Origin of the sequence: Methanogenium cariaci JCM 10550, assembly GCF_001315945.1 — an archaeon.
Taxonomy (GTDB): domain Archaea; phylum Halobacteriota; class Methanomicrobia; order Methanomicrobiales; family Methanomicrobiaceae; genus Methanogenium; species Methanogenium cariaci.
Map to the genome: position 1 here is coordinate 34,114 of NZ_BBBG01000009.1, position 22,819 is coordinate 56,932.

Sequence of the window (22,819 nt, forward strand, 5' to 3'; positions counted from 1 at the left end):
GAATGGCAAAAGTGTTTATTTTCCCTGCCACAAGTCTCATTCTCTCAGATATGGTGGAGAGATGGGGCCATGAGGCACTGGGGGCAGCGACCGGTATCCGGGAACGAATCCAGACCGCAAGTCTTGACTCACCGCCTCTCCAGATGACGCCGGAAGATCCGAAGAAGGGTCTGAAATATGCCGCTGTTGAGGTACCCTGCGGGGTCAGGGGACGAATGGCCCTCTACGGGCCAATGATTGAAGAAGCCGATGCGGCGATTATCATCAATGATGCTGACCTCTCCTTTGGGTGTATGGGATGTGCCCGCACGAATGAACTGGTGATGTTCATGATACGCCAGCAGCAGGGGGGGCTGCCGGTACTCGATATTAAATATCCGGAAACGGATGATGAAGGGTTCGCATTTGTAAGCCAGATAAAAGAGTTCCTTACCGGACTTGAAGGTGATAGCGATGACTGATCAGCCGGTCCGTATTGCCCAGCTTTCCTGTGGTCCTGAGCACAGTGGTGTTCAAAAGGAGATCTATGATGCCGCTGCAGCAGTCAATGCCGAGATGTTCTTTCCGGATGTGACGCTCACCGATATCCGCCGTTCATATGACAAATTCGGTCTTGAAGCACGTTCGGGCGATCTGAAACTTGCCATTGCCCGTGCGATGGCCCTGGTTGAAGGAAAAGTCGAGGCTGACGCGGTCTTTATTGCCACTTGCTTTCGCTGTGCGGAGGCGGCCATTGTCCGCAATGAGCTGCGTCGCTATATCCACGATCACTCTGACCTCCCGGTGGTGAGCTACTCCTTTACGGAACGCACCACCTCGGGAACGCTCCTCACCCGGATGGAGGCCCTCACCACCATCGCCCGGAGACGGGCGCTTCTCGCCCGTGAGGAACAGAAAGGCACGACGATGGCATTGACTCCGGGTCTGCAACAACAAAAGCCGTCATTATGCGGGATAATGAGATCATCGGCACCGGCTGGCTGCCCACCACTGAAGTGATGGATAGTGCCCATGGGGTCATTGACGCCGCTCTGAAGGAAGCAGGTCTTGAAATGGCAGACATTGAGGCGGTTGGCACCACAGGATATGCAGGTACCTGATTGGTGAACAGCTGGGAGCGGATCTGATTCAGGAAGAACTGACGGTCAATTCCAAAGGTGCGGTATATCTGGCTGACCGGCAGCACGGGGAAGCAACGGTAATTGACATCGGCGGAATGGATAATAAGGCGATTTCCGTTCAGGACGGTATCCCCGGCACGTTCACCATGGGGGGGGCATCTGTGCCGGTGCGTCCGGGAGGTTCCTTGAGATGACGGCCAAACGAATCGGGGGGGTGGACATCACTGAACTCGGTCCGATTGCGATGAAAGGGATATCAAAGACTGTGCCCATGAACAGTTACTGCATCGTCTTTGGTACCCAGAGTCTTGTCAATGCACTGGCAGAAGGGAGTTCGAAAGAAGACGTGGCCGCAGCGGCGTGTCGGAGTGTGGCAGAACAGGTATTTGAGCAGCAACTGCAGGAAGTTGATATTAAAGAACCGGTGATCATGGTTGGGGGGGGTACATCCCTCATCGAAGGACTGGTTCATGAGATGGGGGCACTGCTCCAGACCGAGATTCTTGTACCGCACCACTCACAGTATATCGGAGCTGTCGGCTCTGCTCTTCTTGCATCCGGATTTATTGAGGAGAAGTGAGGCTGCCATGAAAGGCATGGAGTATTTTGAGGTGGAATGTGCGGAACCGGTGGGCGCAGAGACATACACCCAGATTGCGGATGATATCCTCTCGGATCTCAACCTGAACCAGTCCATCGGGAGGCTGCACATCTACATTGATCCGGAAACCCCCCCCTCTTTCTCGCAGTCGGTGTGATCAAAAAGATGCCGGGACTGGTGTATATCCGTGACTTTGCGAGTGCCTCGGGATGGAGGAAGGAGTGGTGCTGGACATTGGAACGGAGACCTATCTTTCACCGATGCTCTCCATTCTCTGGGATACCTACGGCAGGGATCTGATCACCCAGCCTGACCGGTTTACCGTAAAGATTCTGGTGCCCGGCCTGGACCCGCGGGAGATTGAGGATGTGATGGTGGTTGACCCGAGTGAAGGGATGTTCCATGATATCATCTATGCACTGCAGTGGATTGCGCCGGAAGGGTTCAAAGTCCGGCGTGAAACAATCGGTGAAGGGTTTTTCAGTTATGTGGCGAGTGAAAACACCCTTGATGAAAAAGAAATTGACTCCCTTCTGAAAGAAAAGTTTGCCTGCGTCGGGGTGACCGTATGACCGTTCTTGTCCCTATTACCTACAAAGGAGGAGTCTACCGCCATGATATCATCATCGACCTGATCGATGATCTCGGGGGGGATATATTGTCCAGAAACATATGATCGCCCAGGAAGTGGTGCTTCAGTCCTTAGTTCCGAAGGATGATATCGAACTGATACGAAAGATAAGTCGCCCTCTTGCAGGTGTTGTCTATGAAGCCCCGCTTGTTGGGACAGAGATTGCCGTTGTCAGTCCCAGTCTTGAAATTCACCACCTGCCCCCCCATACCTCATGTGATGTGGCAGAGTATCTCAGAAGTGCCGGGGCGAAGACCAATATGATCGGCCTTGCACGTGGATTTGGCAAGCGCATTGCCAACCTCAGTATCGAGGAACGGGACATCATCAATGAACACGACTGTGCGGTGTTTATGCTTGGCAACTTTGAATCCTGTATCGAGTATAAATTGCCCGCTCTGCGCAGGGGGGATTACGGTGCCCATCATTCTCACCGGACGGCCCTCCACAGAAGCCCTGCAGCGCATCATTGATCCCCCCCTGTTGACGGATATGTCGGAGGTATCGGGAGAATCGGTCACCGGATGAAACGGCAGGAAGGCGAAATTGACCATCTGGATTCCCTGGTTGAGGAGGTTTCAGCAGTACTTTCCCGGAAACGGGAAGAAGTGGCAAAAGATACTCTTTCGGTAAATCCTGCACGTCTGATGGCAGTTCTAGATGATGCAATGGATATCACCAAACGTTCGACCCATCCCACACCAATTGTTGTTCAGGTACGCGCACTTCGTGTCAAACTGCCGTATGATACCTATGCAGATGCAATTGCAGCAATTGAGATTGAAAACGGAGTCAAAATCGGTGATATAACGCACATCCTCCCTTCCCGTATGCGGATTATATCCTGATTCGTATCAGACCGTTTTCAGAAACAAAAATCATGGTCTGAATACGAAATTATATCCCTTTTTTCTGACAAATCTCTGTTGATTCATTAATGGCGCATACCGTGGATTTTGAGGACACGCTTCAGGAAATTCTGAAACGCGGAACAGAGACAGCATCAAAAGACTGGCTTGAGGGAATTGAGGAGGAATATGGGAGTGTTCCCCCCCTGATTTACCAGAAGATGTCCAAAAAACCCGAAGTGCTTCTCTCGCACCTGATGTTTAAGGATGCCATTTTTGAGACATCATCTATTGATCCAAAGATGATAGAGCTTATTAGTATCGCTGTTGGTGCGGCACTGAAATGCAACCACTGCGTAAAATACCATATGAGTGCTGCCCTCAGAAAGGGTGCAACAAAGGATGAAATCCTAGAAGTGGTCCTCATTGCGGGTTCCATTGCACAGGCGGCCGTTCTCGCAGATGCCTACCGGGTCATTGATGTGGGAACAAACGGATGCGGCGCTTCCTGTGAAGTCAATGCTGTCAAACTGAAAAAGAACGGGGGGGACTAAAAAGATCCCGATAGTATCATTTATTTTTCTTCCCGCCTACACAAAGCAGGAAACATGCTGCAATACCTGCGGCGTATACCCACGGATATGTGAACAGCCCCCCCGCAGTCGTGGGCAGAGGCGGTGCATCCTCTGATACATCCTGTGTCACTTCGGGTTCATCAGAGGTAGTGTTCAATCCGTTCTTATCTCCGAAAGGTTTCTCTCCTGAAATCGGAGTGCTCGTTCCGGTTGTCTCTGCAGCGTTCTCTTCGGTGCCGCCCGTCCCGTCCGTCCCGAAAATTTCTGCTACCAGCACCGGGTTTGTCAACAGGACACTTTTCGTTGCGTATGATGTATCGCCCAGATCATAACGATTCAGGGGGGGCTGAGGCACTACCCAGATGAGATAGTGCCGGGTCCAGTGTTCCCCCCCCGGTTCTGCCAGTGTCCCATTCATATTCCCACTCCCCCCCGCTCCTGACAGGAACACGGGTGAAAGAAGCGGCGTTGCCAGATACAACCGGGCTTGTGATACTATCCAGTCTGACACCACCGGATGCGAGATTGGGGGGGCCAGTTAAAAAGAGATACATCTCATCATATCCTCCCCCTTTCCAGAGAGATGAACGGTTTCTCCAATCACGGTAGATGACACCGCAGATACTGGCATTACTGACCAACAGAGAAGACAGGTGCAGATGAAAGCAACAGAGATACAGCCATTTACTGTCATGGTATTTCCTCACGATTCTGACACTTCTTTCAATCGTTTTCCTTTAAGAAGTTTCTCCGGTTCTTTTCAATAATGATTAATGCACGAGAATTCATACATGGAAGAATATGACAGGGCCACGTGTACTCATTGCATATGCGACAAAATACGGGACAACAAAGAATATAGCAGAAGAAATTCAGGACGTTCTGACAGAGAATGGCATTGAGAGCGACCTCATTAATGTGATGGAGAGAGAATCCATTGATTCTTATGATGCAGTGATTCTCGGAAGTCCGGTATATATGGGTAAAATGCTTGCTGAAGCACGGGAATTTTGCGGACATTACCGGCCGGATCTCGCAGGCAAATGGCTGGCCATATTTGTTGACGGCGTTTCATGCTGCTCCGGGGGGAACAGGGATACATCCTCGTTGATTGCCGCAATCGATGAAATGTATGAATATGTACGGCCAGTGATGAAAATTGGATTTGCAGGTGCATTTAATCCTGCCGGTCTCTCGGATACCGATGCCCAGATTGCCAACATGGTACACCCCCCCCTGCTGGAGACTTCCGGGATCACGAGGCAATCCGGGGGGGCTGGGCACGAGAAGTTGCATCAGCGATTCACGAACATAAAGAAAGCATATTATAAACCATGTATCTTAAAAAGAAATGATATACTTTTTATTTAACACATAAGAGAACAATCGAGACAGCCACCGGAAGAGAAAATATCATGAATAATCGGATACTTGTCATATACGCCACCAGATACGGTGCAACAGAGGGGGGGATTGCCACGGCAATCGCGGAAGGTCTTCAGAAGCAGAATCATGACGTTGATGTACGAAACGTGAAGGACGTTTTTGACATTGCAGGATATAGCGCTGTTATCATCGGGAGCCCGATCTATTATGGCAAAGTACTTCCTGAACTGGTGGCATTTGTCAGCCTTCACAAGAATATGCTGCATGAAATACCTGTGGTAGGTTTTCTCTCAGGGTATTCTCTGCTCGACATTTCGCCGGAAAAAAAGCAGGCTGCATCTGCTGCCTTTGATCAGGTAAGAGAACATATTGAAATCAGGGATATTGGATATTTTGCGGGTAAGATATCAGAAGAACAGCTTTCATTCAAAGACAAGGCGGTAATGAAGCTCACTGGTACAAAACCGGGGGATTACCGCAACAGGGAAGCAGCCATTATCTGGGCACAGGGTCTCATTGATCTCTGCCTGCTTCAACTCTGAATCTGTTTTCCGGGATACTGGCACTCCGTATCTTTTATGATGGTCAAACTATTTTGAAAAAGAGATCTGCCACTACCTGAATTGTTATATGGTTTCTCTGGGACTGTAATGTATCGTACAGGAGGTGAGATCCGAATTAAAGCAGATAGAAAAGACATCCTTCATGCAGTCATGCCAGATACCTTCACTCTCAGCAGGTCACAGCACAAACACATCTGTCATAAACACGGCACCTTGAACATATTTGTCTGGCATACATACAGAGACTAACTGATAACGGACCTGTTGCATATACATTATCTTAAAAAAATAGTAAAATCAAAAAAACACAATAATCCATTTATTTTGCTCATACTCTTTCCTTTCCTGCATTCCTGGAGAGATTTTAATAATTTTAGCCGGGAATAATTTCCGGAAACAGATCCATTATGCACGGGAATAAAAGAGCAGGTTCCGGCCGGAGATTACCGTGACCTGGATCAAATCAGGGGGTGGACAGAAGAGTTGATTTCACAAAACTCCGGAACTCAGAAGAAGTCCGCGAGAGTCGTGTGTGACGGGTCCATCTCCTGCCATGTCCAGCCCACTGCTTCAATGATACGTGATATCGGTTGTTCAACCGAGCGGTTCAGCATTTTTTCCAGATCGATTTCAAATTCCGGGGGGATCTGGTCTGCGTATTCAAAGCATATGACATCCGTCTTTGGATATTTTCCGGTCACATTTCTGATGTAGACACGTTTGGGTTTACTCCCGGAGAGAAAATTCGTTCCCAGATATTTGTTGGAATATTCCGCCCCCCCTCTGATGTGTGCATCCTTGTTCTTGTAGCTGTCCAGCGATTTGTTAATCCCGCCGGGAGTCCCGATTTCATCAAGAGAATAGGTGCCTTTCCGGTATTTTCGGATCACATCCCCCCCAAGATATGCTTTAACCGCAGCTTTGCCCGCGCCCCGGAGGATCTGCTCCATCACATGCTGCTGGACCTCTTTTGTCACCTGGGATGAATCCGACCGTTTCATCTCAAAGCCGACGATATCGATCTTATCTACCTCTTTTCCCTCTTTCCAGACCAGGTGTCCTGCATACCGTTTCTTCTTCCCTGCCTGGAAGAACCGCCGGTAAATCTTCTCGAATTTAATGGAAAAGTAATGCGTTTCGGCCCCCCCAAGCACGTCACGGGCAAAGTCCCCCCCGTAGCTCGTGTTGAGGCGTGCCTCAATCGCCCGTGCCATTGCAATGGTCTCTTCGGTCTCTGCGACAGGGAGCTCTATCATACAGGAATCCGTGTCCCCGTAGAGAACGGTGTATCCCATGCCGGTGATCACGTCACGTGTGTGGGCAATGATCGCCCGTCCCACCGAGGTGACCGCTGATCCAATCTCCCGGTCATACAACCGGAACCGGGCATAGCCGGAGACACCATAATAGGTGTTCATGATCACCTTGAGCACGTTCTGCTGTATGTCATACAGCAGGTAATCGGGTGAGCCGTATTCAAAGGTGTCCCTGAGTGCTTTCTTCTCGTCACGTTCGCTGAGGAGGTCTGAAATGATACTCCGCGTCAGCCCGTCCGGTGATTTTCTGAACCGGATGCCATTGGGTGCATGGAGTTCTCCTTCCGGATCCTTTGTCTCCATTGATGCATTGATGGTCATCATGCACATCGGGTACAGGGACTTCAGGTCAAGCACCACCACATTCTCCTTTATGCCCCGTGAAGTCAAAGACCGTTGCCCCCCTCAAATTCATCGCCTGCCGCAAATCCCTTTGAAGGGAGTACATATCTGCCAAATGCCTTGCGGAGCACGAAGATGTCGATCACGTTCGAGGAGTTGAGCGTCCGGTCCAGCGGACAGCCTACATACCGGGCAATTTCCCGGTAAAACCCGATGATGCTGTTTTTCGCATCAATGCCCACGCAGAGTTCCACATCGCGGAGATTGTAGGCCACCAGATCCTGCGGATTATCCCGCCAGAGTGCGCACAGGGTACCGGTGTAGCGGATCTTGCCTTCCCCCCCCAGTTCCTCTTCCCCCCCGATGGCGTCCAGACGGTATGACTCCTTGCGTGAACTCTGCATCTTCCGGTATCCCATCAGAAGGTCAAAGAGGGCCCTTCCCCCCCGAAGGGGGGGGTTTCTGGCACCGGCACCGGGAATCCGGGAGAGTGAATCGGGTTCAAGACCGATGGCATCCATGCGCTTTGTGATATAGCTGATATCAAAATCGACAAAGTTCCACCCGGAAAGGATATCGGGATCTTTCTCACGGATATATGCGGCAAGACCCTTCAGGAGGTCACGTTCCGAGGTATAGGTGAAGATTTCATGGTTCGTACGGACCGGGACGGGCACCGCACTCTCCGCACGTCCCGGGGGGGGATGCCGGTAGAGGGTCACATAGGCATCATCGAATGAATCATGGCAGGTGATGCAGACGATCGCGTCACGGTTTGGTTCCGGGAATCCACGTTCATCCTCGCACTCAATATCCATCATACAGACGCGGGCCGGTGCATCCACCTCTGCAGGCGTGATGTCGCGGTAGTCTGCCGGTGTGCCGGGGGGGACGATGGCTCCGCCGGTCAGGCCCCGGTCAATCAGGTAGCGGGTGGCAAAGGGGGGGATGTCGGCTTCATAATGCGGTTCGTAATAATCACGTACTTCGCGGACATCACCCGGTGAACGGGTGTAGACTCTGCGGAGCGTCTCCCCGCGTATGGAGGTATAGGTCGCCGTAGTATCAACCTCGGTCCTTGGATGGGGAGGGAGTGTATCCGCCTTTTCAAGAGGCGCGTAGAAGTATGGCTGAAACCCGGTCACGTCTATCCGGTGGGCGGTGCCGGTGGGGGTCGCGTCCGAAGATATAGACCACCGGCCCGTCAGGGGGTGTTTGCATACTCAACCTGGTTAATGGCAAGGCTGAGTTCACCGTTGTTACTCATCTGCCCTCCTGCAGAGTGCAGAGGATGCAACCGCTGCCTCCCTGAACCGCGCCTCTTCCCAGGTGTCAAGGTTCCATTCAATGATCTCTTCAATACCGCTCCGCCCGATGCGTGCGGGCACCCCCCCGAGAGAACAGCCGGTAACACCGTATTCACCGTTCAGGACACAGGAAACCGGCAGTACGGCATGGGAATCTTCAGCCACATTACGGATCAGGTTTACGATATGCCATGCCGGTCCGAATACAGTTCCTCCCTTTCCCCCCCGGATAACTTCCATACTCGACCGGCGCATCTTTCCCAGAATCTCATTGCGTACACTTTCCGGCACATCCTCTGGCAGGGATGAGAAGAGGGGCACTTGGTGTTCCCCATGCTCACCCAGCACCCATGCGTCACCCGGTATGCCCGATTCTTTCAGGTACCCGCCAAAGCGGGCCGCGTCAAGCTGACCCCCCCCGAATCCGACACACCGCTCACGGGGAATGTGGCAGCGGCGATGCAGGAAATAATTATTTGCATCCATCGGATTTGTTATGGTGATCAGCACACCGGCATACCCTTCCAGAAAGCCGGCACACTCATCGACTGCAGGAAGGTTTACTGAAAGCAGGTCTGCACGGGTTTTGATATCAGGCGTCCGTGCTCTGCCTGCTGAAAATACTGCAATATCAGCTCTGCTGATATCGCCCGGGTCGGTTGAGACGGAGAGGTCAATACCGGTATGGAGAATGTCAAGCGCCTGCGCACGGGAGAGTGTAGCATCGATGTCATAGAGACAGATGTCATCTGCGATCCCCCCCAGCACCGAAGCGAGGTACGCCACCTCACCACCAATCTTTCCGACACCCATCACCGAGAGGCTGGTCATGGATCAGTTATGGGTATGCTAATAATAAATAACTACAATTTCTAACCAGATGGTCACGTTAATTCCGGGAGATATAACCGTAGGCGGCGTCAGGCTGCATAATCACTGCATGCTTGCAGCAGGCGTGCTGGGAACAACCGGTGCATCCCTTGCACGGATGCTCAAATCCGGAGCAGGTGGCGTTGTAACCAAGTCAATCGGACCTGAACCGAAAGAAGGGCATAAAGGCCCCCCCTGTGTCGCCGTCTATGACGGTGCCGTGATGAACGCGATGGGTCTCCCCAATCCTTCCCGCGAGTTTATCAGGGAACTGGACGGGCTCGTGGGAGCACCGGTCATCGCCTCCATCTTCGGCGGTACCCCCCCTGAAGAGTTCGGGGAAGTGGCGGACTGGTTTGCAGGCAAGGTGCAGGCACTTGAACTCAACCTCTCCTGTCCTCATGCGGAAGGCTACGGCGCGGCAGTGGGGGGGGCAGACCCGGACAGGGTCGAACAGTGCACACGCATGGCAAAAGAGTCCGGACTTCCGGTATGGGTGAAACTCACCCGAATGTGACCGATATAACGGAGATCGGCCTTGCCGCAGAACGCGGCGGGGGGGCAGATGCCATTGTGGCGGTGAATACTGTGAAGGCGATGCGGATATCGACAGATTTCAGGCGCCCGGCGCTGGGGGGGAACGGCATGGGCGGTCTCTCCGGCCCTGCCATCTTCCCGGTGGCGGTCCGGTGTGTATGGGAACTCTATGAATCCTGTGAAATCCCTATCATCGGGTGCGGCGGCATCTCGAGCGCAGACAATGTGGTGGAGATGATGATGGCCGGTGCCTCAGCGGTGGAAATCGGCAGTGCTGTTATTGAAGATGCCAGTATATTCCGGCAGATCACCGAGAACCTGTATCGCCGTGACGGCGGGGGGGAATGCCCCGAAGACATTGTGGGGGGGTGTGCCCATGCATAAGATTCCCTCTGTCCCGGTGGTAATCACCGAGATCATTGAAGAGTCCCCGTCCCTCAGGACATTTGTCTTCTCCCGCCGGTTTCCGGCAGAACCGGGCCAGTTCTGTATGGTCTGGGTGCCCGGCACCGATGAGATACCGATGGCGTTTTCCGCACAGAATGCGATCACCGTCCAGAAGGTGGGAGAGGCGACAGAAGCACTCTTTGCACTCAGTCCAGGGGGACGAGATAGGTATCAAAGGACCGCTCGGAAACGGATTTACCCCCCCTCCGGCAGAACCCTTGCCGTTGCAGGCGGTGTCGGGGCAGCACCCCCCCTGCGCCTTCTTGCCACATCCGGTGCGGCAGATGACTTCATACTGGGTGCACGCACGGCAGACGAACTGCTCTTCCCCCCCGGAGAACTCTCCGGCTGCACCAATCTCCAGTGCGCCACGGACGACGGGACGTCCGGGCACCACGGGTTTGTCACCGACCTGTTGCGTGCAGCAGATCCCTCATCCTATGACACCATCTGTGTATGTGGCCCTGAGGTAATGATGAATGCGGTCCTTTCCATTCTCTGCGAGGCAGGATGTCCGGAAAAAGGGCAGTTCAGTCTGCACCGCTACATGAAATGCGGTGTTGGCATCTGCGGCTCATGCTGTATCGACCCCACGGGACTCAGAGTCTGCCGTGATGGTCCGGTATTTACCGGAGATGTCATTATAGACAGTGAATTCGGGTCCTACGCACGGGATGCGTCAGGACGCCGGAAATCTGTCTGACCACATTTTTCTCCGGCAGTGGAACAGAGACCCAATCTTTTTACCCTCCGCCTGCCATTCTGGACAGCATGGAAGATGAAGCATACCGCAGGGCAAAGGCGCATGTACAGGAAGTCAGGGGGGGATTTTATACTCATTTTGCCACGTATATATTTATCAATCTCCTCCTCTTCGCGGTCAATGCCGTCACCTCCTGGGGGGGCAACTGGTGGTTTTACTGGGTCACACTCTTCTGGGGGGGAATTGGCATTGTGATACATGCGGCATCGGTCTGGGGGGGCAGCAGACATTTCCTGGGAAAAGAATGGGAAGAGAAAAAAATACAGACAATACTTGAAAAAGAGAATAGGTAACCGATCTTTTAGCGGTGATACTGCCGGCCGGCATTGATCATCGCAGCACGGTATATCTGCTCGGCAAGAATCAGCCGGGCCATCTGGTGTGGAAAGGTCATCGGTCCAAACGAGAGCCGTAGGTCAGCCCGTGACCGTACCTCCGGGGGGGCAATGCCCAGACTCCCGCCGATGACGAGGGTGATTCTGTTTTTCCCTTCCAGTATCGCATCATTCAGGTAGCGGGCGAATGCCTCGGAGGCCATCGTCCGTCCTCCGACATCAAGGACAATACACAGGTCCTGTGAACGAACATGGGAGAGGATGCGGGATCCTTCTTTTGCAAGAATGCGTGTTTTTTCCGCAGTACCGGCATTGTCTGGCAGGCGCTCATCCGCCACCTCTGTTACGGTAAATTCCGCCATACCGGTCAGTCGCCGGGAGTACTCTGCAACCCCCGTCCCGGTAGAACGGCTCCTTTGCCTTTCCCACGGCAATGACCTGAAATCTGACCATCCGTCTCAGACCTCCGGAAAGACCGCACGAAGATGGGCATAATCTTCTTCATTATTGATATTGGTGAAGGTCAGAAGATCGGGATCATACCTGCGGAGGAGGTTGCAGTCCACATAGTTTACGGAAAGGCCGCCCATGAGATCCCGCATCGAGCGGGCCTCATCAGCACCCTCAAACCGTTCAACCAGTGCCTGCCGCCGGTATACGGCATGAAGGGGGGGTTCTGTCATCCCGTTCTCCCAGCGTGGAATCGCAGCGTCAAAGCCCTCTGTGACATGGAAAAGATATTCAATGACGGATCCGCTGACACAGGGCATATCACAGGCAACAGCAAAGAGGAGATCTCCTTCTGCTTCACATACACCGGCATGAATGCCACCGACAGGACCGCGGCCCTGACGACGGTCCGGGACAACCCTGACACCGGTGAACCCGGAAAAACGCCGGCACTGGTCATTGTCACGGGCAACAATGATGACTTCATCAACAATTTCGTTCAGGGTGGAGATCAGACGTGAGATGAAGGTCTCGCCGCAATGATTAAAGAAATATTTTTCCTTTCCTCCCGCTCTGCGAGCTTCTCCACCTGCAAGAATGATGCCCGAACGCATGAAATGATCACGAATCTCCCAGAGTTTCCCGGAACCGGATCAGACGGGTGATAAACATATTTGCCGGGGGGTCGGAATCCCGTGTGATGCCCCCTTTGTCACCAATGCACCGTTCATAACGTCAATTTCGGTTCGTTTCCCGGCTGAAAGTGCCTGATACATGGACGAATGATGCTGGTATGTTGCAGGAATCTGTTTGTCGTGCAGGTAGTTGAGATACGCATCCGCAGTCGGATATTTTAGGGTGATTCCTTCCGCATCTGCAACGGCATAGGCTTCTTCTACAATGTCGGTGATCACCTCCCAGGCATATGGGTTCAGAAGAGCACCGTAGGCTACACCCATCACTGCACCAAGCGGATTTAACGCTGCATTGTAGATGGTTTTCCCCCCCCATATCGCAGAACGTATTGCATCCGTTGCGGTGGCGACAATCCCTGCCTTTTCAAACAGTCTGACAAGAGTTGCAACCCGTTCGTCACAACCGTCCGGAAAGAGACCAAACTGTGCCTCCCCTCCGATAACCGAGATATGGATGTCAGCATCTCCCCCCCGCCATTCAAATCCGGTGATGATCATGCCGCCAATAATATTGTCGGTATATTCGCTGATGATCTCCTCGTTTCCAATCCCGTTCTGAATGGATACCACGGCAGCATCCCCCCCGAATCGGTCATGAAATTGCTCACAGATCTCCCGTGTCTGTGTCGCCTTGGACGTAATGAGGATATAATCATATTCAGCGTCCGGAAGGTCTGTGGTGCAGGGAAAGAAATAGGTCCCGTCACCCCCCCAGAGACCGGTAAGGCGCAGGCCAAGACGTGTGACGGCATCTGCATGCCGTGGTCGTGATACTGCATGGATATCCGCCAGTGATGAGAGGCGGGCGGCTATGGAAAGTCCGACCGCACCTGCCCCGAGTACTGCTATCTTCATGGTCTCCCTGTAGGTGATAGATATGCCCTCCGTACATTTAAATGATCATCATTCAGATCCAGAGGGATAATGAATCATAGTAGCTCCGATCTGAAATTTACTTATCAAAAACCAGAATTCAGATCTTTTTATTTTTTTGTTTCGGAGGGAATCCCCGAATAAAAACGGTAGCTCTTCTGTTTGGAACAGGTCAGGGCATTCTCTGGACTCATCCATTCTGTTCCATTGTAAGAAGGGCGGATTTTATTGATACATCCTGATTAAACCCGCTGGGCCCGATCTTTGCAAACGATATGCGATGGATGTTGGTTTTTGATCCGTTTACATGCACCCATCAGAGGCCAAACCGGCAGGCGACGGACGTCAGCGCCAGCCTTTTGCCTCATCGGCAAACGAGGCGAGCGTACAGGGTATCATCTCTTCCTGCATCCAGGGGGGGGCAGACCTCCATGTACTTCTGTCTCAAGAAACCGACTCTCTCCGATCAAAAGAACACCGTGGTCCTCAGGCGTGCGCAGCACACGGCCCAGTGCCTGCAGGACACGATTGATGGCAGGCATGGTGTATGAAATGAATTCACCCTCTTTCCCGAACTTGTTTTTGAAATACTGATTCGTCATCCGCCGCACTTCGGTGAACGGCGCAAGTGGCAAACCGAATACCAATGCCCCGGATAGGAGTTCTCCCCCCCGGTAATCCAGTCCTTCACTCCATTTGCCGCCGCAGACACCAAAGAGAATGCCGTATTCCCCCCCCGTGACGGAGGGACATAAACTCCCGGAGGTCGTTTGCCGCATCCGAGGACGACGACGATTCAACAAAGACCTGCTTGCGGTTCAGGCGTGACGGGAGCCCTGCCGTGAACCGCTCCAGCAGTTCATAGGACGGGAAGTACACCGCAAGGCTTCCGTGGAGTGTTGCAAAACTGCGGATATATCCTTCAATTCGCTCGGTGTTTCCGGCGTCCCGCCGCATCCGGTAGATGGATGTGACGTCCTGTGCGCAGAAGAGGGCACGGTTTTCCTCCGGAAATGCATTCGGAAGACTGAGGGTATGTACCGGGAGATCTTCAAAGTAGAGGCGCCGATAACTTTCCACCGGAGAGAGTGTGCCGCTGATAAATACCGCGCAGGCATGATAGGAGGCGATGTCCTTCATGGTCGCTGACGGGTCGATATTGCGTACCTGAAGGGAGATTTCATCTCCTTTCTTCCGGTAGAGGGTGAGAAAGGCAGGGTCGTCAAGCGCCCGCATAATCCGGTAAAAAAAGGCAGTCAGGCGTTCCACCGCACTCTCTTTAAAGTCGCCCGCCTGTTTCTGTGCCTCACGATAGGTCTCTTCTGCCCGGAGGAGGTCGTCAACGATTTCATCGATACGCTGGTAGAGACTGCGACGAGCACAAACCGGACAAACGTCGCGGGGTCAAACCAGTCCTCTTCCTTGAATGACCGTTTCAGGGAGTCCATGAACTGCCCGACGCGGGGGGGCAGCATATTCAGCAGGGCATCGGCTCCTGCGACACGGCCCCGCATTCTCCCAAGCTCGATCATCCCCCCCTGATCAAGGGAGGTCTGAAGAAGGGTGACCGACTGGATACTCTCAACCGTATCCCCCCCGCAGTTATGCGCTTCGTCAACAAGCAGGAGTGCGTTCTCGGCTTCAATGCCCAGGGACTGATAGAGCTGGTCACGGATGTCTGTGTTAAAGAGATGGTGGAAATTCAGGAGAATGACATCCGCATCCCGTGCGGCCTGCAGGGTCACCTCATATGGACAGAGACCTTTGCAGAATTCATGGAGACGGTCCGGTGCGACGCGAGTTCGTGCCACCTGATCGCCGCGGGTCTTGAGGGTGCCCGAGGGTACCATCCGCAGGCCGTCCGCCCCCTCGACAAAGACCCGGCTCCGGATAAAATACGGGCAGAGAAGAGGATGTTCTGCATCCTGAAGCCGAACCTGATCTGCAATCACTTTGTCATTGGCCGGTACATGCGCACCTTTCCGCGCACGTTCACGCATCAATGATGAGGAGAATGCCTTTAGTCCCTCACATATACGGTAGGTGTCTCCTCCCCCCCCTCCCATCGCACATCTGGCGTTTCCCGACAAGGTACGAGTATCGCAGATTCGGATGCTTTTTTCGTACGAGTTCCAGTTCCCGCACAAATGTATTGAGCTGGCTGACCGTCCGGACTGCGACAATGACCTTTCTGCCATTCGCCTCATCAAGGAGGGCTGAAACGACACTTGATTTCCCACTGCCTGTCGGGGCATCAATCATCCCGATGCCGCCTTCCCGCGCACAGGCCGCCGCCATATCCAGCATATCTTCCTGGTGGGGGCGGTATGACCCGTACGGAAAATACTCTCCTCTGACACCCATTATCACCCATGTTTGTCTGTGGGGGGGTATCATCTACTCTTGGGTATGCGCTGGCGGAGGTCATCACCAAACACCGACTAAAAAATATATCCGGAAGGCAGAGATACATACCATATGGAATCATCACGCCGTTTCGGCCGGTCTGCTGACAACCGGATGCTGGGAGGTGTCTGCGGGGGTATTGCCGGATACCTGCATATCAGTCCCACGCTGGTAAGGATTATCTGGGTGGTGATTGCGATATTCACGTATATTCTGCCCATGATACTTCTCTACATCGTCCTCTGGGCGCTGCTGCCGGAAGAGAGTGATCCGATGATCATCGATGCGGATTACCGCATCAGGGAATAATATCTGCCCGTGCCCCCCCTATTTTCTGCAAACTATTTTTGCGCATCCTGCCGCATGTATAGACTACTATGGCAATCCACCCCCCCATCGACTTCCGTTATGGCACTCCGGAGATGCGAGCTGTCTGGGATGAAGAGAATCGGTTTCGCTGCGTTGTATCAGCTGAAGTAGGTCTCGCGGTCGCAGAAGCAAAGGCAGGAGTTATTCCGCAGGCTGCTGCTGATGAAATCGAGGCACACGCACCTGAGGCATCCCTTGCACGCGCAAAGGTAATTGAAGAAGAGATTAACCACGACATGATGGCCATCGTGAAGGCCCTCTCTGAAGTCAGCGGCGAATCTGCACGGTGGGTTCACTACGGGGGGGCCACATCAAACGATATTCTCGACACGGCAACCGGTCTGCAGGTAAAGGATAGTCTTGATATCATCGAGCAGAAACTCCGGACACTTCTCGGCGTGCTCTTACAACGCAGTCTTGAGACAAAGACGCTGGTATGCGCCGGACGTACCCACGGGCAGATCGGTGTCCCCCCCACCACCTACGGTCTGCGGTTTGCCATCTGGGCATCCGAGGTGTCCCGCCACATTGAACGGCTGGAACAGCTTCGCCCGCGGGCGGCGGTCGGGCAGATGACAGGCGCAGTGGGCACACAGGCATCACTCGGGAGTGCCGGCACTGCGGTTATGGCACATATGATGGAGTATCTCGGACTGACCCCCCCGGTGGACGTATCCAGTCAGGTCATTCAGCGTGACCGGTTTGCAGAGTATATCATGTTCCTTGCAAATGTGGCCACCACGCTGGACAAAATTGCTCTTGAAGTTCGGATGATGCAGCGCTCTGAAATCGGGGGGGAGCTGGAAGAAGCATTTGGGAAAAATCAGGTGGGTTCTTCCACGATGCCGCACAAGCGCAACCCGATCAAGTCAGAACAGGTTTCAGGCCTGTCGCGTATCGTCCGCGCCATGATTGAACCGGCTCTTGCAAACAATGTCCTCTGGGATGAACGTGACCTCACAAACTCTTCCTGCGAACGGGTAACCTTCCCGGAAGCCAGCATTCTCTGTGACCACATCCTCACTGTCATGACAAAGGTGCTCACCGGACTGCGCATCCGTGAGGATAATATCCGGAGAAACCTCGACCTGCTCCATGGCGTGAACATGGCGGAATCCGTGATGATTGAACTGACGAAGCGCGGGATGGACAGGCAGGACGCCCATGAACATGTGCGTGTCGCATGCATGGTTGCCCTGGAGGAGAAGCGTCCGGTTGCAACGGTATTTTCAGAGGAAGAGAGCGTTGCCGCTCTGATCACCTATGATGAGATCGTCGCGCTCCTGAACCCGGACAATTACATCGGAACCGCGGTGTCCCAGGTTGAGGGCCTTGCCGAAAAACTGGGGCCGCTTTCCCTATAACCGGGAATAATTTTGATCTGTACCATCCATTTTTTTGGAAAATATGCGTTCTCAGATTGATAACAGCGTATACTACGTATGGCCACGATACGGCTGAAAATACCAAGTAAAGTGAAATAATGACATTTCCCGTTGTCTGGATATACTGGGCAGTAAGCCTCACCATCGTTACGTATGCGGCTGCGTGGATGCTGAACAATAAACGCGAATACGGGTATGCCGCACTTGTCGCTATCTATGCAGTCTATCTCGCCGATCCCAGATCCTCGCTGCACGGGTGGTGGAGTTTGATATCGGCATTTATGTATTTCTCGCACCGGCGGCGGTGTTCATCTACCCGTTCATATCTCAGGCCATTGATATGATTAATGAGGTCTATGGGATAAGGCGGGCCCAGATTGCCATATTCATTGCATTCGTAACCCAGGTGCTGCTGGTCATCTTCTTTGTCATGACAAATTCCCTCACCCCCCCGGCCCCCCCTTCTTTGCCCATGAAGAGGCATGGCAGGAGATCTTCACCTTTGGCATCCGTCTGACCATCGCGTCATGGGTCTCGTTTCTCATCACCCAGACCATTGATACCCGCATATTCGCCAGCCTCAAGAAGCGCTATGAGAACCGGATTGTCCTGCGGTCTGTGGCAAGTGATGCCGTCGGCCTGACCCTTGATTCCGTCATCTTTGTCACCATCGCCTTTGCCGGAGTGGCCCCCCCCTGTTGCCGCTCATCATCGGACAAATTGTCGCCAAAAATATCATTGGGTTTCTTGACACCCCCCCGTGGTTTGTCTGGTACAAGAAGATGCTCGAACATAAACCGGCAGCACCAGAAGGACAGGCTGAATAAGACCATCCCGTAGCGGCATCCCCATGCTGCATAATTCACATTCTTTTTTAGTCAGTGAAGAGATGGTACCTGAATAGCCGGATATACCGGAAACGGAACTGAGATGGCAGCAGAGATAAGCCTGAAAGGCTGGATAGAAACGGACGGCATTGTACTGACTCCTGAAGAGATCGCCGGCCGCCTCTCCCATGGGACAGAATGGCTCACTTCATGCGGAGGGGGGGAGTTCTTCCTTGCCTGGGAGGGTGGCTGTGCCCGTGATCAGATGGGGGGGATTGTTCCTGGCAGATGCGATGCAGGAGTTGTGATGGAAAAGGGAGTGGTGACTGGTTATGTGAAACCAGATCCCCCCCTCTTCTGCCGCTTGCAGATGCAATTGAGACTGCAGTACAACTCAGAAATGCTGAAGGGGGTCGTGTCATTCTCCGGCGGTGTTGATTCCGCTCTTATTGCAGCAGTTGCAGGACTGCCCTGCGTGAGCGTGGGAACAGAAGGCTCGCACGATCTGTGCCATGCAACAGAGGTGGCGGGTGAAATTGGTCTGGACCTGATCTGTGTCACCGTCACTCCCGATGAGATTGAAGATGCCCTGAAGGCGGTGATGCAGGTCATCCCCCCCCGTGTCACCCCCCGGTCGATGCATCGATTGCGGCAACCCTCTATTTTGTCGCACGATGGGCAGGCGAGCATGGATATTCCCGTATTCTTGCAGGCCAGGGAGCAGACGAACTCTTTGGAGGATATGCACGGTATTGTGATACTACAGATATCGAGCGTCTCTTCCAGGAGGACTTTGCGGGCCTTGCCCTGCAGAGTGCACGCGACCAGGCGGTGGCAAACCTTTTTGGATGCCTGTTTTCCTGTCCGTTTCTCGATGTACGTGTTGTGCGCGCTGCAGAAGCAATTCCTGCGCATGAAAAGGTATTCGGGGGGGGAGTACGGAAATATCCCCTCAGAAAGGTCGCATGCAGGTATATGCCGCGGGAAACCGCCTGTTATGATAAGAAGGCGATGCAGTATGGCAGCGGTATCTGGAAGGTCATCCAGCGGGCCGCACGCAAAAACGGTTATAAAAACTCAGTACAAGGGTACATGAATCAACTCTGAAGGGCGCGATACGTATGGTTTTGGAAAACGATGTTGAAGGAATTGCAAAACTTGCAGATATCCATATACAAAAAGAAGAACTGGCAGAATTCACCTCCCGGTTCAATCATATACTTGAATATTTTGATATCCTGGATACTGTCAGTGAAGGTGAAGAAGGCGAGGCTGATCTGGTAAATGTACTGCGTGAAGATGAGGTTACTCCCTCACTAACACAGGAAGCAGCATGTGCCAACGCCCATGAGACAGAAGACGGACATATCAGGGCACCACGGGTGATGTGAGAATGGTAAAAGAGTACTTCTTTGAAGAAACAGACCGGACAAATGCATTCATCACCCGTCTGGACCTGGCGATGTACGAGGAGACCGGCGGCCCGCTTGAAGGGAAAGGGATTGCTGTTAAAGACAATATATCGACAGCAGGTATTCCCACCACCTGTGCCTCCCGTATCCTTGCCGGATATGTCCCGCCCTATGACGCACATGTAGTAACTTGCCTCAGGGAAGCAGGTGCTGCTATCGTGGGCAAGACCAATATGGATGAATTCGGGATGGGGGGGTCTACCACGGAAAACAGTGCGTACGGCCCTACCACCAATCCACACGACGCATCACGCGTCCCCGGAGGCTCATCCGGTGGCAGTGCCGCAGCGGTCGGTGCAGGCATGGTTGACATGGCACTCGGCAGTGATACCGGCGGGTCAATCCGCTGTCCTGCCGCATTCTGTGGCATTGTCGGCCTCAAACCGACCTACGGCCGTGTCTCACGCTATGGTCTCATTGCCTTCTCCAACTCTCTGGAGCAGATCGGTCCTCTGGGCAAAACCGTTGCCGATGTCAATACGCTGATGTCTGTTATCGCAGGCCCTGACCCCCGTGACACCACGGCCTATGACCGTCCCTATACTCACACCCCGTCCAACGATATCGCGGGCATGAAAATTGCTGTCCCCCGACGAATTCTTCGGAGAAGGTGTGGACCCTGCTGTTGCAGAGCGTGTGCGCACTGCTATCGGAAGACTGGAAGATGCCGGTGCCGAGACGCTGACCTGTTCCATTCCCTCCATGGCCTATGCCCTTGCTGCATACTATGTGACCTGTATGAGTGAAGCATCCTCAAACCTCTCCCGCTTTGACGGGGGGGTACGCTTCGGACCTTCCGTTGAGACAAAACGTTCCTGGCACGATGAATTCCGTGACCACCGGGGGGGCGCACTCTTTGGAAAAGAAGTGCAGAGCCGTATCATGCTGGGGGGGACGTTTGCCCTTTCCGCCGGATACTACGGGAAATACTATGCAAAGGCACAGGTCGCACGAGAGAATGTCCGCAAAGACTTCCTGAGAATATTCAGGGATGCTGATATCATTGCAGGCCCGACCATGCCGCAGATTGCATTCAAACTCGGCGAGAAGAGCGATCCGCTCTCCATGTATCTTGCCGATATCCTGACGGTGCCCGCAAACCTCGCGGGTGTGCCCGCCATATCGGTTCCCTGCGGAACCGTCGAGAAGATGCCTGTCGGCCTGCAGTTAATCGGCCGTCACTTTGAGGATGAACGTGTCGTGGATGCGGCATTTGCCTACGAGACGGAGGTGGCCTGAATGACTGACAAAACCGTCATCATCGGTCTGGAAATTCACTGCCAGCTCAATACGAAGACCAAACTCTTCTGCGGCTGTTCCACGGATTTCCAGGGAGAGGAACCAAACACCCATGTCTGCCCCATCTGTCTCGGACTCCCGGGTGCGATGCCCCCGCCTGAACAAACAGGCAGTGCTCTATGCCCTGAAGGTCGCAAAGGCCCTGAACCTGACCGTCCCGGAAGTCTCAGAGTTTTCCCGTAAGAATTACTTCTACCCTGATCTCCCCAAGGGTTACCAGATCTCCCAGTATGACAAGCCCATCGCAGAGAAGGGGGGGATCATGGAGGTGGATGACGACGAAGGGCACCCCAAAAATATTCGTATCACCCGTATTCATCTGGAAGAAGACCCCCCCGGGCGTCTGGTTCACAAGACCTCACGGGATCGTGCAGGCTACTCCCTTGTGGACTACAACCGGAGCTCCATACCCCCCCTGATTGAAATCGTGACCGAACCGGATCTCCGGTCCCCCCCGAAGGAGGCACGCCGCTTCCTGAACAAACTCCGCTCGACACTGGAATATCTAGAGGTCTTTGACGGTGAACGTGAGGGTTCAATCCGGGTGGATGCCAATATCTCCATCAAGGGGGGCACAACCGGGTAGAGTGCAAGAACATCTCCTCATATAAGGGAGTAGAGAAGGCACTCAACTTTGAGATCACCCGCCAGCGCAACCTCATCCGGAAGGGGGGGCAGAGGATTGAGCAGGAGACACGTCATTTTCAGGAAGGACGGGGGGGCATCACCACCTCTTCACGCAGTAAAGAGGACGAAAACGACTACCGGTATTTCCCGGAGCCGGATCTCCGTCCCCCCCTTAGGGTATCAGGATGGGTGGACGACATTGTCCTTCCAGAACTTCCGGATGCACGGCGTGAACGGTTTATGGCACAGTATGGCATCTCAGAAAATCATGCCCGCACCCTCACCGGCGACCTGAAGGTTGCCAATTTCTATGAATCCGTTGCGGATGCGGACCCTGCTATTGCAGCCACATGGGTGGCAGACATTCTCCTTGGTGAACTCAACTACCGTTCCATGCGCATTGATGATGTGCCCGTAATGAACATCGCAGACCTTATTGCCCTCATCCGCGATGGCACCATCACCGACAAATCCGGTGTCGAGGTGCTCAGGACAATGCTTGACCAGTGTGTTGGAGAGGATGAGGAAGCCTGCGAGATGCCTGCTGACATTGTGACCCGTCTGGGCCTGACCAAGCTGCCGGAGATGATTTCACTGCGGTAATAGGAGAAGTCATTGCCACAAACCCCGATGCCGTTGCGGATTACCAGGCCGGGAAGAAGGGAGCAATAAACTTCCTGGTAGGTCAGGTCATGAAAGCAACACGCGGACGGGCCGACCCCAAAGAACTCAATATTGCGATGGCCGCTGCTCTGAAAGATGTAGAGGAGTGAG

Annotated in this window: 21 protein-coding genes and 9 pseudogenes; 21 read left to right on the top strand and 9 right to left on the bottom strand. The window is 53.4% G+C overall.

Annotated elements, in window-relative coordinates; genetic code table 11:
* The first annotated feature begins 2 nt into the window (after window positions 1-2).
* The 7 genes and pseudogenes from JCM10550_RS08900 (at window position 3) to JCM10550_RS08920 (ending at window position 3,755) form a co-directional block, all read left to right on the top strand.
* Entirely contained in the window at window positions 3-461 is a 459-nt protein-coding gene (locus JCM10550_RS08900) for a methanogenesis marker 5 protein (protein ID WP_062398575.1), read from the top strand.
* Window positions 454-1,701 (top strand): annotated as a pseudogene (locus JCM10550_RS08905) (methanogenesis marker 15 protein). Before JCM10550_RS08900 ends, JCM10550_RS08905 begins: the two are co-directional and overlap by 8 nt.
* 7 nt (window positions 1,702-1,708) lie before the next feature.
* Window positions 1,709-1,879 carry a DUF2113 family protein gene (locus JCM10550_RS24845; protein ID WP_281175342.1) on the top strand — a complete coding sequence of 57 codons (171 nt, stop codon included), beginning with the start codon at window positions 1,709-1,711 and terminating at the stop codon, window positions 1,877-1,879.
* Window positions 1,880-1,931: 52 nt separating this feature from the next.
* The gene (locus JCM10550_RS24850) at window positions 1,932-2,294 is read left to right on the top strand and encodes a methanogenesis marker 17 protein (RefSeq protein ID WP_281175343.1); all 363 of its coding nucleotides are present in this window, start codon (window positions 1,932-1,934) and stop codon (window positions 2,292-2,294) included.
* A complete protein-coding gene (locus JCM10550_RS24855) occupies window positions 2,291-2,398 on the top strand; it encodes a methyl-coenzyme M reductase family protein (protein ID WP_281175344.1) in 108 nt (35 codons plus the stop codon). Before JCM10550_RS24850 ends, JCM10550_RS24855 begins: the two co-directional genes overlap by 4 nt.
* Window positions 2,395-3,201, top strand: a pseudogene (locus JCM10550_RS08915) (methyl-coenzyme M reductase family protein). Before JCM10550_RS24855 ends, JCM10550_RS08915 begins: the two are co-directional and overlap by 4 nt.
* 89 nt (window positions 3,202-3,290) lie before the next feature.
* Window positions 3,291-3,755: a carboxymuconolactone decarboxylase family protein gene (locus JCM10550_RS08920; protein WP_245618952.1), complete on the top strand. Its 465-nt coding sequence runs from the start codon at window positions 3,291-3,293 to the stop codon at window positions 3,753-3,755.
* Window positions 3,756-3,771: 16 nt separating this feature from the next.
* Here JCM10550_RS08920 and JCM10550_RS08925 read toward each other — a convergent pair whose 3' ends face one another.
* The gene (locus JCM10550_RS08925) at window positions 3,772-4,194 is read right to left on the bottom strand and encodes a hypothetical protein (protein WP_157200113.1); all 423 of its coding nucleotides are present in this window, start codon (window positions 4,192-4,194) and stop codon (window positions 3,772-3,774) included.
* A gap of 383 nt (window positions 4,195-4,577) precedes the next feature.
* Between JCM10550_RS08925 and JCM10550_RS08930 the strand changes: the two genes are divergently transcribed.
* Both JCM10550_RS08930 and JCM10550_RS08935 read left to right on the top strand, forming a co-directional pair.
* Window positions 4,578-5,147 (top strand): flavodoxin domain-containing protein, encoded by a 570-nt coding sequence (locus JCM10550_RS08930; protein ID WP_062398580.1) that lies wholly within the window; start codon window positions 4,578-4,580, stop codon window positions 5,145-5,147.
* A 44-nt stretch (window positions 5,148-5,191) separates the two neighbouring features.
* Entirely contained in the window at window positions 5,192-5,704 is a 513-nt protein-coding gene (locus JCM10550_RS08935) for a flavodoxin domain-containing protein (RefSeq protein WP_062398582.1), read from the top strand.
* A 527-nt stretch (window positions 5,705-6,231) separates the two neighbouring features.
* Here the strand turns inward: JCM10550_RS08935 and JCM10550_RS08940 are convergent.
* Window positions 6,232-8,650 (bottom strand): annotated as a pseudogene (locus tag JCM10550_RS08940) (DNA-directed DNA polymerase).
* Window positions 8,643-9,521 (bottom strand): malate dehydrogenase, encoded by an 879-nt coding sequence (locus tag JCM10550_RS08945; RefSeq protein ID WP_062398584.1) that lies wholly within the window; start codon window positions 9,519-9,521, stop codon window positions 8,643-8,645. Before JCM10550_RS08945 ends, JCM10550_RS08940 begins: the two are co-directional and overlap by 8 nt.
* Window positions 9,522-9,570: 49 nt before the next feature.
* Between JCM10550_RS08945 and JCM10550_RS08950 the strand changes: the two are divergent.
* The 3 genes and pseudogenes from JCM10550_RS08950 (at window position 9,571) to JCM10550_RS08960 (ending at window position 11,600) form a co-directional block, all read left to right on the top strand.
* Window positions 9,571-10,481 (top strand): annotated as a pseudogene (locus JCM10550_RS08950) (dihydroorotate dehydrogenase).
* Window positions 10,474-11,247 (top strand): dihydroorotate dehydrogenase electron transfer subunit, encoded by a 774-nt coding sequence (locus tag JCM10550_RS08955; protein WP_245618954.1) that lies wholly within the window; start codon window positions 10,474-10,476, stop codon window positions 11,245-11,247. Before JCM10550_RS08950 ends, JCM10550_RS08955 begins: the two are co-directional and overlap by 8 nt.
* A 68-nt stretch (window positions 11,248-11,315) precedes the next feature.
* Window positions 11,316-11,600: a 2TM domain-containing protein gene (locus tag JCM10550_RS08960; RefSeq protein ID WP_062398586.1), complete on the top strand. Its 285-nt coding sequence runs from the start codon at window positions 11,316-11,318 to the stop codon at window positions 11,598-11,600.
* Window positions 11,601-11,608: 8 nt separating this feature from the next.
* Here the strand turns inward: JCM10550_RS08960 and JCM10550_RS08965 are convergent, their stop codons facing one another.
* From JCM10550_RS08965 to JCM10550_RS08980, 5 genes and pseudogenes are all read right to left on the bottom strand, one after another.
* Window positions 11,609-12,004: a 23S rRNA (pseudouridine(1915)-N(3))-methyltransferase RlmH gene (locus JCM10550_RS08965; protein ID WP_245618956.1), complete on the bottom strand. Its 396-nt coding sequence runs from the start codon at window positions 12,002-12,004 to the stop codon at window positions 11,609-11,611.
* Window positions 11,970-12,095, bottom strand: coding sequence for a hypothetical protein (locus tag JCM10550_RS24860; protein WP_281175345.1), 126 nt, complete (start codon window positions 12,093-12,095; stop codon window positions 11,970-11,972). Before JCM10550_RS24860 ends, JCM10550_RS08965 begins: the two co-directional genes overlap by 35 nt.
* Window positions 12,096-12,100: 5 nt before the next feature.
* Window positions 12,101-12,706 (bottom strand): molybdenum cofactor guanylyltransferase, encoded by a 606-nt coding sequence (locus JCM10550_RS08970; protein ID WP_062398588.1) that lies wholly within the window; start codon window positions 12,704-12,706, stop codon window positions 12,101-12,103.
* A gap of 39 nt (window positions 12,707-12,745) precedes the next feature.
* Window positions 12,746-13,642: a ketopantoate reductase family protein gene (locus JCM10550_RS08975; protein WP_245618958.1), complete on the bottom strand. Its 897-nt coding sequence runs from the start codon at window positions 13,640-13,642 to the stop codon at window positions 12,746-12,748.
* Between the two features lie 363 nt (window positions 13,643-14,005).
* A pseudogene (locus tag JCM10550_RS08980) lies at window positions 14,006-16,024 on the bottom strand (ATP-dependent DNA helicase).
* 114 nt (window positions 16,025-16,138) lie between these two features.
* On the opposite strand from JCM10550_RS08980, the gene JCM10550_RS08985 reads away from it, so the two are divergent.
* From JCM10550_RS08985 to JCM10550_RS24865, 4 genes and pseudogenes are all read left to right on the top strand, one after another.
* Complete coding sequence (locus JCM10550_RS08985; RefSeq protein ID WP_062398590.1) at window positions 16,139-16,375, top strand: PspC domain-containing protein; 237 nt, start codon at window positions 16,139-16,141, stop codon at window positions 16,373-16,375.
* A gap of 68 nt (window positions 16,376-16,443) precedes the next feature.
* Window positions 16,444-17,799 carry an adenylosuccinate lyase gene (gene purB, locus JCM10550_RS08990; RefSeq protein WP_062398592.1) on the top strand — a complete coding sequence of 452 codons (1,356 nt, stop codon included), beginning with the start codon at window positions 16,444-16,446 and terminating at the stop codon, window positions 17,797-17,799.
* A 119-nt stretch (window positions 17,800-17,918) separates the two neighbouring features.
* A complete protein-coding gene (locus JCM10550_RS22680; RefSeq protein ID WP_245618960.1) occupies window positions 17,919-18,164 on the top strand; it encodes a hypothetical protein in 246 nt (81 codons plus the stop codon).
* Window positions 18,161-18,208, top strand: a pseudogene (locus JCM10550_RS24865) (hypothetical protein); the annotation flags it as partial. The gene JCM10550_RS22680 and the pseudogene JCM10550_RS24865, both read left to right, overlap by 4 nt.
* Window positions 18,209-18,263: 55 nt before the next feature.
* On the opposite strand, the gene JCM10550_RS24870 reads toward JCM10550_RS24865, so the two are convergent.
* Entirely contained in the window at window positions 18,264-18,389 is a 126-nt protein-coding gene (locus JCM10550_RS24870; protein ID WP_281175356.1) for a hypothetical protein, read from the bottom strand.
* On the opposite strand from JCM10550_RS24870, the gene JCM10550_RS24875 reads away from it, so the two are divergent.
* From JCM10550_RS24875 to gatB, 5 genes and pseudogenes are all read left to right on the top strand, one after another.
* On the top strand, window positions 18,340-18,660 hold the full coding sequence (locus JCM10550_RS24875; protein WP_281175354.1) for a VUT family protein: 321 nt from the start codon (window positions 18,340-18,342) through the stop codon (window positions 18,658-18,660). The two genes, JCM10550_RS24870 and JCM10550_RS24875, sit on opposite strands and share 50 nt — an antisense overlap.
* Window positions 18,661-18,750: 90 nt before the next feature.
* A pseudogene (locus JCM10550_RS09000) lies at window positions 18,751-19,754 on the top strand (asparagine synthase C-terminal domain-containing protein).
* Window positions 19,755-19,768: 14 nt separating this feature from the next.
* The gene (gatC, locus tag JCM10550_RS09005) at window positions 19,769-20,038 is read left to right on the top strand and encodes an Asp-tRNA(Asn)/Glu-tRNA(Gln) amidotransferase subunit GatC (RefSeq protein ID WP_062398594.1); all 270 of its coding nucleotides are present in this window, start codon (window positions 19,769-19,771) and stop codon (window positions 20,036-20,038) included.
* A 71-nt stretch (window positions 20,039-20,109) separates the two neighbouring features.
* Window positions 20,110-21,358 (top strand): annotated as a pseudogene (gene gatA / locus JCM10550_RS09010) (Asp-tRNA(Asn)/Glu-tRNA(Gln) amidotransferase subunit GatA).
* Window positions 21,359-22,818: pseudogene (gatB, locus tag JCM10550_RS09015) on the top strand (Asp-tRNA(Asn)/Glu-tRNA(Gln) amidotransferase subunit GatB).
* Window position 22,819 lies beyond the last annotated feature (1 nt).

Bases quoted from the DNA above. Each gene is read 5' to 3' on its own strand.
- gatC (WP_062398594.1), top strand. From the start codon at position 19,769: ATGGTTTTGGAAAACGATGTTGAAGGAATTGCAAAACTTGCAGATATC.
- JCM10550_RS08965 (WP_245618956.1), bottom strand. From the start codon at position 12,004: ATGGCGGAATTTACCGTAACAGAGGTGGCGGATGAGCGCCTGCCAGAC.
- purB (WP_062398592.1), top strand. From the start codon at position 16,444: ATGGCAATCCACCCCCCCATCGACTTCCGTTATGGCACTCCGGAGATG.
- JCM10550_RS08985 (WP_062398590.1), top strand. From the start codon at position 16,139: ATGGAATCATCACGCCGTTTCGGCCGGTCTGCTGACAACCGGATGCTG.
- JCM10550_RS22680 (WP_245618960.1), top strand. From the start codon at position 17,919: ATGACATTTCCCGTTGTCTGGATATACTGGGCAGTAAGCCTCACCATC.
- JCM10550_RS08970 (WP_062398588.1), bottom strand. From the start codon at position 12,706: ATGCGTTCGGGCATCATTCTTGCAGGTGGAGAAGCTCGCAGAGCGGGA.
- JCM10550_RS08935 (WP_062398582.1), top strand. From the start codon at position 5,192: ATGAATAATCGGATACTTGTCATATACGCCACCAGATACGGTGCAACA.
- JCM10550_RS08955 (WP_245618954.1), top strand. From the start codon at position 10,474: ATGCATAAGATTCCCTCTGTCCCGGTGGTAATCACCGAGATCATTGAA.
- JCM10550_RS08925 (WP_157200113.1), bottom strand. From the start codon at position 4,194: ATGAATGGGACACTGGCAGAACCGGGGGGGGAACACTGGACCCGGCAC.
- JCM10550_RS08975 (WP_245618958.1), bottom strand. From the start codon at position 13,642: ATGAAGATAGCAGTACTCGGGGCAGGTGCGGTCGGACTTTCCATAGCC.
- JCM10550_RS08945 (WP_062398584.1), bottom strand. From the start codon at position 9,521: ATGACCAGCCTCTCGGTGATGGGTGTCGGAAAGATTGGTGGTGAGGTG.
- JCM10550_RS08920 (WP_245618952.1), top strand. From the start codon at position 3,291: ATGGCGCATACCGTGGATTTTGAGGACACGCTTCAGGAAATTCTGAAA.
- JCM10550_RS24855 (WP_281175344.1), top strand. From the start codon at position 2,291: ATGACCGTTCTTGTCCCTATTACCTACAAAGGAGGAGTCTACCGCCAT.
- JCM10550_RS08930 (WP_062398580.1), top strand. From the start codon at position 4,578: ATGACAGGGCCACGTGTACTCATTGCATATGCGACAAAATACGGGACA.
- JCM10550_RS24850 (WP_281175343.1), top strand. From the start codon at position 1,932: ATGGAGGAAGGAGTGGTGCTGGACATTGGAACGGAGACCTATCTTTCA.
- JCM10550_RS24860 (WP_281175345.1), bottom strand. From the start codon at position 12,095: ATGGTCAGATTTCAGGTCATTGCCGTGGGAAAGGCAAAGGAGCCGTTC.
- JCM10550_RS24845 (WP_281175342.1), top strand. From the start codon at position 1,709: ATGAAAGGCATGGAGTATTTTGAGGTGGAATGTGCGGAACCGGTGGGC.
- JCM10550_RS08900 (WP_062398575.1), top strand. From the start codon at position 3: ATGGCAAAAGTGTTTATTTTCCCTGCCACAAGTCTCATTCTCTCAGAT.
- JCM10550_RS24870 (WP_281175356.1), bottom strand. From the start codon at position 18,389: ATGCGGGTATCAATGGTCTGGGTGATGAGAAACGAGACCCATGACGCG.
- JCM10550_RS08960 (WP_062398586.1), top strand. From the start codon at position 11,316: ATGGAAGATGAAGCATACCGCAGGGCAAAGGCGCATGTACAGGAAGTC.